This is a genomic window from Thalassospira sp. NFXS8 (assembly GCF_040148805.1).
In the GTDB taxonomy this organism is placed as follows: Bacteria; Pseudomonadota; Alphaproteobacteria; order Rhodospirillales; family Thalassospiraceae; genus Thalassospira.
On sequence record NZ_JAGEMF010000001.1, the window covers coordinates 1,897,933 to 1,911,245 of the forward strand.

Annotated in this window: 12 protein-coding genes; 7 read left to right on the top strand and 5 right to left on the bottom strand. The window is 52.8% G+C overall.

Annotation, left to right across the window (positions count from 1 at the left end):
* Positions 1–58: 58 nt before the first annotated feature.
* From J4E05_RS08605 to J4E05_RS08620, 4 genes are all read right to left on the bottom strand, one after another.
* Positions 59–1,006 carry a sigma-70 family RNA polymerase sigma factor gene (locus J4E05_RS08605; RefSeq protein WP_349594317.1) on the bottom strand — a complete coding sequence of 316 codons (948 nt, stop codon included), beginning with the start codon at positions 1,004–1,006 and terminating at the stop codon, positions 59–61.
* Positions 1,007–1,225: 219 nt separating this feature from the next.
* Complete coding sequence (locus J4E05_RS08610) at positions 1,226–1,660, bottom strand: carboxymuconolactone decarboxylase family protein (protein ID WP_349594320.1); 435 nt, start codon at positions 1,658–1,660, stop codon at positions 1,226–1,228.
* A 299-nt stretch (positions 1,661–1,959) separates the two neighbouring features.
* On the bottom strand, positions 1,960–2,421 hold the full coding sequence (locus tag J4E05_RS08615) for a hypothetical protein (RefSeq protein ID WP_349594322.1): 462 nt from the start codon (positions 2,419–2,421) through the stop codon (positions 1,960–1,962).
* 224 nt (positions 2,422–2,645) lie between these two features.
* Positions 2,646–3,869, bottom strand: a complete 1,224-nt coding sequence (locus J4E05_RS08620; protein ID WP_085588496.1) for a class I SAM-dependent methyltransferase — start codon at positions 3,867–3,869, stop codon at positions 2,646–2,648.
* Positions 3,870–4,139: 270 nt separating this feature from the next.
* On the opposite strand from J4E05_RS08620, the gene J4E05_RS08625 reads away from it, so the two are divergent.
* The 7 genes from J4E05_RS08625 (at position 4,140) to J4E05_RS08655 (ending at position 11,657) form a co-directional block, all read left to right on the top strand.
* The gene (locus J4E05_RS08625; protein WP_085588494.1) at positions 4,140–5,159 is read left to right on the top strand and encodes an aspartate-semialdehyde dehydrogenase; all 1,020 of its coding nucleotides are present in this window, start codon (positions 4,140–4,142) and stop codon (positions 5,157–5,159) included.
* A gap of 302 nt (positions 5,160–5,461) precedes the next feature.
* The gene (locus tag J4E05_RS08630) at positions 5,462–6,412 is read left to right on the top strand and encodes a sugar-binding transcriptional regulator (protein WP_349594326.1); all 951 of its coding nucleotides are present in this window, start codon (positions 5,462–5,464) and stop codon (positions 6,410–6,412) included.
* Between the two features lie 198 nt (positions 6,413–6,610).
* Positions 6,611–7,924 (top strand): ABC transporter substrate-binding protein, encoded by a 1,314-nt coding sequence (locus tag J4E05_RS08635; RefSeq protein WP_085588490.1) that lies wholly within the window; start codon positions 6,611–6,613, stop codon positions 7,922–7,924.
* A gap of 112 nt (positions 7,925–8,036) precedes the next feature.
* Positions 8,037–8,909 carry a carbohydrate ABC transporter permease gene (locus tag J4E05_RS08640; RefSeq protein ID WP_085588488.1) on the top strand — a complete coding sequence of 291 codons (873 nt, stop codon included), beginning with the start codon at positions 8,037–8,039 and terminating at the stop codon, positions 8,907–8,909.
* Positions 8,910–8,918: 9 nt separating this feature from the next.
* On the top strand, positions 8,919–9,752 hold the full coding sequence (locus tag J4E05_RS08645; protein ID WP_085588486.1) for a carbohydrate ABC transporter permease: 834 nt from the start codon (positions 8,919–8,921) through the stop codon (positions 9,750–9,752).
* A gap of 40 nt (positions 9,753–9,792) precedes the next feature.
* A complete protein-coding gene (locus J4E05_RS08650) occupies positions 9,793–10,797 on the top strand; it encodes an ABC transporter ATP-binding protein (RefSeq protein ID WP_349594330.1) in 1,005 nt (334 codons plus the stop codon).
* A gap of 89 nt (positions 10,798–10,886) precedes the next feature.
* Complete coding sequence (locus tag J4E05_RS08655) at positions 10,887–11,657, top strand: SDR family NAD(P)-dependent oxidoreductase (RefSeq protein ID WP_085588483.1); 771 nt, start codon at positions 10,887–10,889, stop codon at positions 11,655–11,657.
* Positions 11,658–11,922: 265 nt separating this feature from the next.
* Here J4E05_RS08655 and J4E05_RS08660 read toward each other — a convergent pair whose 3' ends face one another.
* Positions 11,923–13,161 carry a winged helix-turn-helix domain-containing protein gene (locus tag J4E05_RS08660; RefSeq protein ID WP_349594333.1) on the bottom strand — a complete coding sequence of 413 codons (1,239 nt, stop codon included), beginning with the start codon at positions 13,159–13,161 and terminating at the stop codon, positions 11,923–11,925.
* Positions 13,162–13,313 lie beyond the last annotated feature (152 nt).

A 13,313-nucleotide genomic window follows, 5' to 3' on the forward strand; every position in this document is an offset into this window, starting at 1 on the left:
GGTGACGAACCACCTTCGGGGCCCCCATATCATGGAATATGATTGGAAATTGCCGAACTTAACTGTTTTTTGGTTGAAACACGGCAAGTTTATCGGGATTGCGATGAACAAACAGACTTTCGATGCCGCCCTTGCCAAGGGCAAATGTTATCGCAGTATGCACAACGCCCTCGCTGGAAAATAAAACCCAGCTTTCAGCTTCGCTTTCGACAACCATCATATCGGCTGCTATTAAATTTTTGTGCCAAACGCCAGCAAAGAACCGGGCGACGTGATCTGTTCCAAACAGTTTGTTGATATTCACGCTGGCCTTGCCGCCACCGTCACTTTGCAAAATCACATCAGACGACAATAACGCCGCAATTCTATCGGCCTGCCCTGATTGCAAGGCATCAATAAACCCCGCCAAATCGTCGCGTGTCAAACGGTTCGGGCTGGCGGTTTTTCCGGCCTCATCTGGTGTTTCCGGCACCCCGGCGTGGCTGTGCCGGGTTGGCTGATGTGATTGATCTGGCTGGTTCCGTGTTGCCATATCCGACATTTTACGACGCGCACGAAACAATATCTGCCGGGCATTATTAGGCTGGTTTTCCAAAACCCCGGCAATTGCGGCATGGTCCCAGTCAAAAACATCATGCAAAACCAGTGCAATTCGTTCCGCTGCCGACAGCTTTTCCAACATCAACAGATAAGCCTGCGACAGGTAGTCCTGATTAATCAGGGCGGTTTCGGTTTCGTTGGCAAACGGATTGACCCATGGTTCGGGCAACCAGTTCCCCACATAATTTTCACGTCGGCGACGGGCAGATTTAAGGACATCCAGGCACAAATTACTACATACCCGTATCAACCATCCAACCGGATCATGCAAAGTCGCAACATCGACGTTACGCCACCGCAGCCACACATCCTGCACTGCATCCTCGGCATCGGCGTGGCTACCCAACATGCGAAAAGCCAGGGCAAAAAGCCGGGGGCGAAGCTGTTCAAAAATTGCTGTCGACATATTTATTGCCTTGCCAAATTTCCCAACGCGCATAGCGGCACAGGCCTGCGCCTGTACCGCTTTACTTTATCTCATAGGCCTGTTCTGGCCGATAAAACCCGATCAACCGGACTTTCAATCAGCAAGCAGGGCAAACCCCTGCCGGTTATATGACACATGTAGGGTGCGAAAATACCGAACCAGGCCGTTAAAATCGAACCATGTTGTTCAGGTCAGGCATTACGCCAATTGATGCTGGGCAACGCCCAGCCGGTTCCAGGCATTAATCAAGGCAATACCGGTTGTCAGTTCCGAAATCTGTTCAGTGCTGAAATGCGCGCCAAGGGCTTCAAAGCTGGCATCAATGGCTTCGGCTTCAGCACCAAGGGTCAGTTTTTCGGCCCAGTCAAGGGCAGCACGTTCCTCGACGGCAAAATCCTTTGCATTACGCCAAACAGCCAGCATATCGATTTTGTCCTGCTGACCACCGTGTTTAAGATAATCATCACGATGCATTCGCAGGCAAAAAGAACAGGCGTTAAGCTGGGATACCCGGCATTTAACAATTTCAATCAGGGTTTTGGCCAGGGTGTTTTCCGTTTCGAACACGGTCGCAGCGTGATACAGCCCCTTAAAAAGGGCGGGGCTGGTTTTGGCAAATTCAAAGCGGCTCATGATGCAATCTCCTGTTTGCAGACGATAAAAAACAATCTCTACAAACAGGACGACACAGCACGAGCCCCTGTTACATCCGATGATGAATTTTCCCTAAAAACACCATCGTCCCCATGCCCGGCCAAATTACCGCACGACATTTATCTGCCTAAGCCCCGGCACAACCTTATTATGGGTACCCGATATTTCAGCCCCAGCCCCCGCCCATAATACCCGACACCGGATAAAACTAACCAACCGGTATGGCGAGCAACGCATTTTGGGCAGATTCACGGCAGGACCTAAAGCCGCCGGTCAAATCAGGAAAACCCGCTTTTAGCCAAAGCTGCGGCCAGGGATGGATGCAATTCCCAGTTCCAGTCCTCGGCTTCCAACTGCGATCCTTCGGCAAGGGTGAAAATAGCCGCCAGGTAATCGCTAACATCGGTGTCACATTGCGGCAGACCAACGGCCATGGCAATTTTTCGACCGACCCGGCCATATTTTTTATGCCCGATGCGCGGACCGAAATGACCGGCGGCAAATGCCAGCTCCAGCCCGGTAATACAATGATCGGGTGCCCGCAAATGTGCGCGCAGCATATCACGCTCGCAACTTGATAATTCCGCCACTGACAGCGCCTGCTGATATTGTTCGACCGAACCGACATAAGCGGGCTGGACGTCGGTTTTTGCGGGGTTGGTAAAAGCAAAATGGTCCGTATTCCGGCGTGCATTGGCACGCACGCTAACGGCGGGTCCGGCATGGCTTGAATACAGCATGGTTTTCCTCCCTAAAAGGAAATCAACCGTTCATATCCGGGTTATTCAGGGCCGGTTGCATCCCTGTGTCCCGGCTGACGGGTTCTTGCGACCCGCTAGGTAGGATAAACCCGGAAAATTCCGGGTCCGATACATAACAATAACGACCAAAATGCTGTTTTTAGCGTTCTTTAAATGCGGCATCGGCAGCAGAGCAAACATTGGCGCCCTGCTGCCAGACATCATCAATTATGACGGTAACCAGGTTTGGTAAACACAAACTGGCCGACGCGCATTCCGCCGCCGCCTTCGCGGGCATCAAATGCATTAATGCAGCCAGCCAGATAAAATTCCCACATCCGCTTAAATTCGGTGTCATATTTTTCCGGGTCCAGCTGGTCCTGAATTTTACGGAAATTCTCGCGCCATGCCATTAATGTTCGGGCATAATTGTTGCCAGGATGAAAATGGCAGGCATCCACATCCAGGTCTGCCTGTTCTGCGGCTTCCACCACTTCGTGAACAGCTGGAATATACCCCCCGGGGAAAATATAGCGATCAATCCACGGCGAGGTAAAATCTGGCCGGGGCTTGATAATGGTATGAATAACAGCACGACCCCCAGCCTTTAACAAGCGGCTAACCTGTTCAAAATAGGTTTTGAACTGTGGTCGACCAACATGCTCAAACATGCCAACCGAAACCACCCGGTCATAACGTTCCTTGTTGGCTTCGGCGAAAACCCGGTAATCCTGCAAATGATAATCCAGACCTTCGTGGAAATCGGCAGGCAGTTCGGCCTTGCGTTCCAGCGCCCAGTTATATTGCTCGGTCGACAGGGTAATGCCATGAACTTCGGCCCCTGTTGTCCGGCGAATAAAACGGCTTAACCCGCCCCAGCCACAGCCAATATCCACCACCCGCGTTCCGGGTTCGGTAATTTGCAGGCGATCCGTGGTCAGTGTCATCTTATGTAACTGGGCTTCAGTCAGGTTTTTCGCCCCGTCATCCCAAAATGCACAGGAATACTGCATATCGGCATCAAGAAACCGGGTATAAAGGTCGTTGCCGATATCATAATGATGGCGCACACGCCGGGACGCGGCCTCGACCGAGGTAAATTGCGCGATCCGGAACTTGAATGCCTGCAACTTTTCAATCAGCAAGCCAAAGTTGCTGCTTGAATGGCCTCCATCAAAATTCAGGCGTAAAACACGAATCAGGTCTTCAAGCTCGCCGGATGTTACATCCAGCCCACCTTGCATATAAACCTCGCCAAAGCCCGGATCGGGGCTTAGCGCCATTTTCATGGCGTTGGCCCAGTTGGGCAATGTCATGGTTGCGCGTGGATCACCGCCATCACCAAGGGCGACCTCGTGGCGGTCATTTACGCGCACAACAAGCGTGCCGCGCGTTACATGTTCGCGAAAGAAATCAAGGACTTTCTTGTCAGTCCAATTCAAAGTCATCGGGTACGTCATAGCCGTCCTTCTCAAGCCGGAAATGCGACAACCCCCAAAATCGTGAAACATCAACAAACATTTCACAACCCCCGTGCGATATAGTGACATATTTCACTGCAATCTCAAGCAGTAAAAACCTAAACCGTCCTTGCGCGACGCCGCGGAAAGCCTTACATCTCGGCCAGCTTACCGGTCGGTTCAGGATGACCCTATCCACTTGTTTAAGGGGAAATCCGGTGTATAGGCACACCGTACCAAAACAGAAAGAGGCACTTGATGGGTTACAAAATCGCCGTTGTTGGCGCCACCGGCAATGTCGGGCGCGAAATGCTCAACACACTGGCAGAACGCAACTTTCCCGCCGAGGAAATCTTTGCGCTGGCATCGTCGCGCTCGATCGGGCGCACAGTTTCGTATGGCGATGACGACCTGATCGTTCAGGACGCGGCCCGTTTCGATTTTTCACAGGTCGACATTGCCCTGTTTTCAGCCGGCGGCACCACATCAAAAACCCTGGCCCCCAAAGCTGCCGAAGCAGGATGTGTCGTAATCGACAATTCCAGCTACTGGCGCATGGAACCGGGGGTGCCGTTGATTGTGCCCGAAGTCAATGGCGAAGCCCTTGCCGGTTACGCCAAGAAAAACATTATCGCCAACCCGAACTGTTCGACCATTCAAATGGTCATGGCGTTAAAACCACTACACGACCTTCAGCCGATCAAACGCGTGATCGTATCCACCTATCAGGCGGTTTCTGGTGCTGGCCGTGCGGCGATGGACGAGCTGTTTAACCAGACACGTGGCATCTATGTGAACGATCTTCCGACCAAGGAACAGTTCACCAAACAGATCGCCTTTAACGTCATCCCGCATATTGACGAATTTATGGATGATGGCGCGACCCGCGAAGAATGGAAAATGATGGCGGAAACCCGCAAAATTCTCGACCCCGACGTGGCCGTTCACGCCACCTGCGTGCGGGTACCGGTTTTTGTTGGCCATTCCGAAAGCATTAATATCGAATTTGAAATGCCCGTTACCGTCGAGGAAGCCCGCAAGGCGCTAAAGGCATTTCCGGGCGTATCTGTTATCGATCATCGCCAGGACGAAGGCTATGTCACCCCGCAGGAAGTCGCTGGCGAAGACAATGTCTTTATCTCTCGTATTCGCAAAGACCCCAGCAATCCCAACACCCTGTCGCTGTGGTGTGTCAGCGACAATTTGCGCAAAGGGGCGGCCCTGAACGCGGTGCAGATTGCCGAAATGCTGGTTTCGGATTACCTGCCGAAGAAATAACGCTTTTTTCTAATTTGGCACATTTTTGCTATGGCCGCCCGGTTCCGGGCGGCCATATTGTTTTATGGTGCTATTTGTGATTGGTACTGGTCATACCACTTAAAAAGAGCTAGAGGAAATCCTTGCTAACCCACTGTCAATGCGCTGCGGGTATCAAAAAATATGGCTGCCAGTCGGCATTGCCCGGCAACATGGTGCGCCGATTTTGATTTGCCCTGCCCGTTTGGGCAAGTTCATGGCAATAACAACGCAAAACTTTTACGCGCACGCACAGCCAACAAAAATAAAATCGGAAAACAGGGATGGTTAAACGTACCCGCAAAGAAGCAGCCCGCCTTGATGAAGCCGCCCGTGCCGGGTGGCTGTATTATTGCGCCGGAAACACCCAGGACGAAATCGCAACCAAACTTGGCGTCTCCCGCCCGACAGCCCAAAGACTGGTGTCGGCCGCAGTTAGCGAAGGACTGGTCAAGGTTCGGCTGGATCATCCGATTGCTGATTGCATGGAACTGGGCGCACGCCTGCGCGACCGCCACGAGCTGGAACATTGCGAAGTTGTGCCAACCGACCCTGCCGCCCCCGATGCCATGTTTGGCATGACACAGGCCGCTGCAATGTTGCTGGAACGCGTTTTACAATCCCCCGACCCCAAGGTGATTGCCCTTGGCACCGGGCGCGCCATGCGCGGTATGGTCAACGAAGTACAGCGTATCGATGCAAGTCACCATAAAATCGTATCGCTGGTTGGCACCATTGCCACCGATGGCGCCGCCAGCTTTTATGATGCCGTAACCGAACTTGCCGATTTAACCCGCGCCCCACATTACCCGTTATCTATTCCCGTGATTGTACCTCGCGCCGAACAGCGCAAACCAATGCAGGAACAGGCACCGATGGACAATATTTTGCATCTGGCCGCCCGTGCCGATGTCAAATTTGTCGGTATTGGTCAAATGGGTGACGATGCGCCGCTTCTGGTCGATGGTTTTATCACCCCGGCCGAACTTAAAAGCCTGCAGGAACATGGCGGCATTGGCGAATTGATCAGCTGGACCTTTGATAAAAACGGCCAAATCCTTGATCACGACGTTAATAACCGCGTTACCAGCGCGCCGTTGCAAATACCCGGGCAAAATACCGTTGCGGTTGCCAAGGGGGCAAAGAAAGTTTCCGCGATTCGCGGTGCAATGGCGGGAAAATTAATTACATCTCTGGTCACAGACGAAGCAACCGCACGGGCATTGCTGCGCTAATACCTGAAAATTAAAACAATAAAAACAATCAACTAAAGCAAACCCGCAGCATTAGACTGCGGGTTTTTCTGTTGCAACGCACAATCGAATTCGGTTGACAAGGGATGTGAAAATTGAGTGAATGCTCATGTCCTGAACAAATGATCAAAATGGATGACGAAGGTTGTCCGACGGGAAAGAGTCCTTTTGGGAGGAATTATGAGAAATATTATGGGAGCAGCGCTGTGTGCGCTGTTGGCCGGCGGCGTCGCTTTTGGTGCCAGTGCCGAGACCAAACTGACGATTGCCACGGTTAATAATGGTGACATGATCCGCATGCAGAAGCTGACGGATGACTTCACCAAAAAAAATCCCGACATCTCGCTTGAGTGGGTGACGCTGGAAGAAAATACCCTGCGTCAGCGTGTCACAACCGACATCGCCACCAATAGCGGCCAATACGACATCATGACCATCGGCACCTATGAAGCCCCGATCTGGGCGAAAAAAGGCTGGCTGGCACCGCTCGAAGATCTGGGCGCTGATTATGACGTCGACGACCTTATGCCCGCCATTCGCGCGGCACTGAGCAACGATGACAAGCTGTATGCGGCACCGTTCTATGCCGAAAGCTCGATGATGATGTACCGCAAGGACCTGTTCGAGAAAGCTGGCATCGAAATCAATGGTCGTCTGACCTGGGACCAGACCCTCGACATCGCCAAAAAGCTGCACGACCCGGATAACGGCGTTTATGGCATCTGCCTGCGCGGTAAAGCGGGCTGGGGCGAAAACATGGCGTTGATTTCGACCATGGGCAATGCTTATGGCGCACGCTGGTTCAACGAAGAATGGAAGCCGGAATTTGACGGTCAGGAATGGAAAGATGCCCTGTCCATGTATGTCAACATTCTTGGCAAATACGGTCCTCCGGGTGCGACCTCGAATGGTTTCAACGAAAACCTTTCGCTGTTTAACGCCGGCAAATGCGCCATGTGGATTGACGCCACCGTTGCTGCGTCCTTCGTGACCAACCCCAAAGATTCCAAGGTTGCCGATCAGGTTGGCTTCACCGAAGCACCTTGCGCTGTAACCTGCACCGGCGCCAACTGGCTCTGGGCATGGAGCCTGGCAATTCCGGCTTCGTCGAAAAACACCGAAGCAGCCGAAAAATTCATCTCGTGGGCAACTTCGAAATCCTATGCCGAACTGGTTGCCAGCAAAGAAGGCTGGGCGAACGTTCCCCCGGGAACCCGTATGTCGCTTTACCAGAACGAAAAATATCTTGATGCCGCACCGTTTGCCATCAAGACCCTTGCTGCCATCGACAGCGCTGATCCGATCAACTCCACTCTGAAACCGAAACCTTATGTTGGTGTTCAGTTTGCGGCCATTCCTGAATTCCAGGGTATCGGCACCGTTGTCGGTCAGCAGTTCTCTGCAGCACTTGCCGGTCAGGTCTCTGTTGACCAGGCTCTGGCAAACGCACAGGAAAGCACGGATCGTACCATGCAGAAAGCTGGTTACTACTGATCTCGATCCTGTGATCTGACCTCCTTGACCTGGTAGACTTGGGTGGCGGCAAAATTCCGCCACCCCTTTTCTTCCCGGGTCAGTCAAAGACACTGCAAACGGGGAGCGCACCATGTCGACACGGGCCTCGACCCTGGCCGGGCGCGTTATGTCCGCACCGTCGATCATCGCCTTGTTTTTGTGGATGATCGTGCCTTTGGGCATGACAATTTACTTCTCTTTCCTTCGTTACAACCTGCTAACACCAGGGATGGAGGAATGGATTGGTTTTGTTAATTATAAATTCTTCCTGACCGACCACGCCTTTTTTGCCTCCCTTGCCAATACGCTTGTTCTGGTAGGTTCCGTTCTGGTGATTACCGTTATTGGCGGTATTTTGCTGGGACTGATGCTGGACCAGCCTATTTTTGGCCGCGGCATTTTGCGTATTCTGGTTATTTCTCCGTTCTTTATTATGCCGACGGTGAATGCACTGGTCTGGAAAAACCTGCTGATGAATCCGGTGTCCGGCTTTTTCGCTTGGATATCAACATCGCTCGGGTTCCAGCCAATCGACTGGTTTACCAACGCCCCGCTTACGGCCATTATCATTATGGTGGCCTGGCAATGGCTTCCTTTTGCAACGCTGATTTTGCTGACCGCCTTGCAGTCGCTTGATCGCGATCAGAAAGAAGCCGCCCAAATGGACGGGGCCGGTCCGATATCGATTTTCTTTTATATTACCCTGCCGCACCTTAGCCGTGCGATCACGGTTGTCATCCTGATCGAAACCATTTTCCTGCTCAGCGTGTTTGCCGAAATTTTCGTCACCACGGGCGGCGGCCCCGGTTTGTCGACCACCAATATTGCCTTTCTCGTTTATACCCAGGCCCTGCTTCAATATGACGTTGGCGGTGCTTCGGCGGGCGGTATTGTTGCTGTCATTCTTGCCAATATTGTTGCGATCTTTCTGGTTCGCCTCATTGGCAAAAACCTGGACGCATAGGGGGCGACAATGGAAAGTAAATTCAAGACACCTTTCGGTCAGTTCGCCTATACGGTGTTTGCCTGGATTATCGGCCTGGCAATTTTCTTCCCCATCCTGTGGATGGTGCTAACCAGTTTCAAATCCGAGCTTGATGCGGTCAACATGCCGCCCCTGTTCCTTGATTTCAACTGGACGCTGGAAAATTATACCGGGATTCTGGAGCAGTCCAACTACTTCAAATTCGCCATGAACTCGGTCATCCTGTCGTTTGGGTCCACCTTTATCGGCCTGATCTTTGCGGTGACCTGTGCATGGGCCATGGCCTTTAACCCGACCAAACGCACCAAGGATACCTTGTTGTGGATGCTGTCGACGAAAATGATGCCGCCGGTTGGTGTGCTCGTACCAATCTATCTGGTGTTTCGCGACTGGGGCCTGCTTGACAACCGTTTTGGCCTGATCATGGTTCTGTTTTTAATGAACCTGCCGATCATGGTCTGGATGCTTTACACCTATTTCAAGGAAATCCCCAAAGACATCCTTGAAGCCGCCCGTATGGACGGGGCAACCCTGCCCAAGGAAATTATCTTTGTGCTGTTGCCCATGGCCATTCCCGGCATCGCATCCACCATGCTGCTGAACGTTATTCTCGCCTGGAACGAAGCCTTCTGGACGCTGAACCTTACGACGTCGGATGCAGCCCCGCTAACCGCCTTTATCGCGTCCTACTCCAGCCCCGAAGGGTTGTTCTGGGCAAAACTATCGGCGGCATCAACCCTGGCGGTTGCCCCCATTCTGATCGTCGGCTGGTTCTCGCAGAAACAGCTTGTCCGTGGTTTGACCTTCGGCGCGGTGAAATAAACCGCCGCCGGACCAAAATATACAAGGAAGGAACACCACAATGGGTGCAATCCGACTGGAAAATGTCAAGAAAACCTTCGGGAATATCGACGTTATTCCCAGTGTTAATCTTGAAATTAACGATGGCGAGTTTGTTGTATTTGTCGGCCCGTCGGGCTGTGGCAAATCAACGTTGCTGCGCCTGATTGCCGGGCTGGAAGACGTTACCGACGGCAAAATCATGATCAACGGCGTTGATATGGCAAATGAATCGCCAGCCAGACGCGGCCTGTCGATGGTGTTTCAGTCCTATGCGCTTTATCCGCATATGACGGTTTACAACAACATCGCCTTTGGCCTTAAAATGGCGGGTGAAACCAAGGCCGTTATCGACGAAAAAGTACGCAATGCGGCCAAAATCCTCAACCTGACCGACTATCTTGAACGTCGTCCGGGTGCCCTTTCGGGCGGGCAGCGCCAGCGTGTGGCAATTGGCCGTGCGATTGTGCGGAACCCCGCAGCCTTCCTGTTTGACGAACCGCTGTCAAACCTTGATGCAGCGCTCCGCGTGAATATGCGCCTTGAAATCACCGGGCTGCATCAGGAACTGAAAACCACCATGATCTATGTGACCCACGACCAGGTCGAAGCCATGACCATGGCCGACAAGATTGTGGTGTTGCAGGCAGGTCGGGTCGAACAGGTTGGCAAACCGATGGATCTTTATGCCAAACCTGCCAACAAATTTGTCGCAGGCTTTATCGGATCGCCCAAAATGAATTTCATTGAAGGGGATTACGCCAGGGCCCGTGATTGCGCCTGTGTCGGTGTCCGCCCTGAACATTTGCTGCTAAGCACAGAGCAGGGCGACATTGCAGCAACCGTCAAGATTGCCGAACATCTTGGTGCTGAAACCTATTTGCATGTGAATGCAGACAATATTGGCCCGATGACGGTCCGTGCTACCGGCGAAGTGCCGCTAAGCGGAAATGACCGCATCTGGTTAACGCCGGACCCCGAACGTATTCACCGCTTTGACAAAAACGACAAAGCCATTTCGAACTAGGGCTGGCACCAATCCGGACTTTCGGCTGGAAAATTGAATAAACACCGGCCGAAGGCCTATTTTCCCACTGACCAAACTGCGAGATCAAAATGTATCTGAAAATGTTCGATCTGACCGGACGCCGCGCCTATGTCACAGGGGGTGGCCGCGCCATTGGTCTTTCCTGCTGCGAGGCACTTGCAGAGGCAGGGGCACATGTGGTTATCGGCGACATCAGTGCAGAAGTTGCCGAAGAAGGCCGCGACTACCTGAAATCCAAGGGCTACGATGCCAGCATCGACCTGATGGATGTCACCAACCCTGACCAGGTTCGCACCAGTGCCGCCAAACAGGCGGAACATGGCGGCATTGACATTCTTGTCAACAATGCTGGTATCGCCCGTTCGGAAACCCCGGCTGAAACCGTGGCCGATGAACATTGGCGCAATGTCATTGACGTAAACCTGAACGGTACGTTCTGGTGCTGCCGCGAATTTGGCAAACAGATGCTGGAAAAGAAACGCGGTGCCATCGTCAATATCGGTTCCATGTCGGGCTTCATCGTCAACAAGCCGCAGGAACAGGCCTATTACAACGCATCAAAGGCTGGCGTGCATCACCTGACCAAATCACTGGCCGCCGAATGGGGTGCCCGTGGGGTTCGCGTTAATGCCGTTGCACCAACCTATATCGCAACGCCGCTGAACGAATTTGTCAAATCAAAGCCGGAAATGTACGACGCCTGGATCAGTGGCACGCCGATGGCACGCCTGGGTGAAACCCACGAAATCGGGTCTGTCGTTCTGTTTTTGGCATCTGATGCCGCAAGCCTGATGACCGGTTCCATTGTTTTGGCTGATGGGGGCTATTCCTGCTGGTAAGGAGGCAGGATTAGCCGACGATCACATTGTCCTGAAACTCATTTGTGATCGGGTCAAGACAACGGATGAACGGGGCGTGGTTGTGGGACCTACGCCCCGTTCGCTTTTACAGGACCACTTTCAACGCACGTGACTTATCATCGTTTGATCACATCTGATTGCACCCAAAAGCCCCCATCGCCGGGCACTGACGAGTAGGCAAACGACGGCGAGGATCCCTGCCCGCCTGCGGATCGCAACACCGGCTGAAATTACAGTATTTTCCTTACGCCATCGCCCGTTGCCCGGCGAGACGTTTGGAAAACCCGTTCATTTCCGTTATGTCCACCGCGTCCATCTCAAGGAATTGCGCCAGTTGATGCAAATGTGCATTTAACTGTGCTGCGACATGATCGGTATCACAGCCCGGTTCGGCATGGGCCGAAAATACCCGCAACAATTTGGCTTGCCGGTCGGTTTTCAAATCGACACGGGCAACAAAATCCCCATCAAGCATAAAGGGCAGCACGTAATAGCCATATTGCCGTTTTTCCGCGGGGGTATAAATTTCGATACGGTAATTAAAACCGAAAATCCGTTCTACCCGGTCGCGTTCCCACATGACCGGATCAAACGGCACCATCAGGGCTGATGGCGTTGCCCGACGGCGTATTTTAGCATCAGGTGCAATAAAGCCCGGCTGTTGCCACCCCTCAACCAATGCCGGAATCAAATCGCCATTTTCAACCATTTCGGCAACACGGGCCTTGGCATCTTCGGTTGGCAAGCGAAAGTATTTTCTTAAATCGGCAATGGTGGCAACGCCCATGGCAACAATGCCCTTTGCAATCAGGGCGCGCTGGGCCACATCGCGCGGTAATACAGACTCATGTGCGACGTCGCCAATAATACGGTGGGGCAAATCATATTCACGCTCAAACGACCCCCGCCGTTTGCGTGCCATGACCTGCCCGCTCCAAAACAGATATTCCATCGCCGTTTTGGCCTTGGTCCAGCCCCACCACTGGCTGCCGCCTTCGCGGGGTTCTTCATTTAAGGTACTGGCAGCCGTTGTGCCTTCGCGTTCCAGATGGCGCAAAAGACTGGCAACAAAATCGGGTTCATCACGTGCAATGGCCGCCATTCGGCCCCACATCCCCTCGCCGCGCAGGGCATCTTCCATCCGCCAGCGATAAAGCGGGTAATCCTCCACCGGGATCAGCGATGCTTCATGGCCCCAATATTCAAACAATTTGCGTTGTTTTGCCGTGCCCCAGCTTAACTGGTCCAGCAAGGCACGGTCATAAACACCGAGCCGGGAAAATACCGGCATGTAATGTGCCCGGCTTAGCACATTCACGCTGTCAATTTGCAGCATGTTGGTTTTGCGGATCATCTTCATGATGCGGCGCCGATCCACCGGGCGCGCGGGGTCCGGCGTTTCAAAACCCTGCCCGGCCAGCGCCAGGTGGCGGGCCTGTTTTGCAGAAATCGAAACGGGTTTTAGCTCGGTGACATCAGGCATGGCTTCCCCAAAGAAAACGTCTTCTGATCATACGATCAATTGGTTGAGCCGATGCTATCACACCCTGCTGACAAATTTGGCAGGAGCTTTTCTGTTTTTGTTCTTCTACACGGCCATAAAAAAAGGGCGGGCAAAACTGCCCGCCCCAAAAT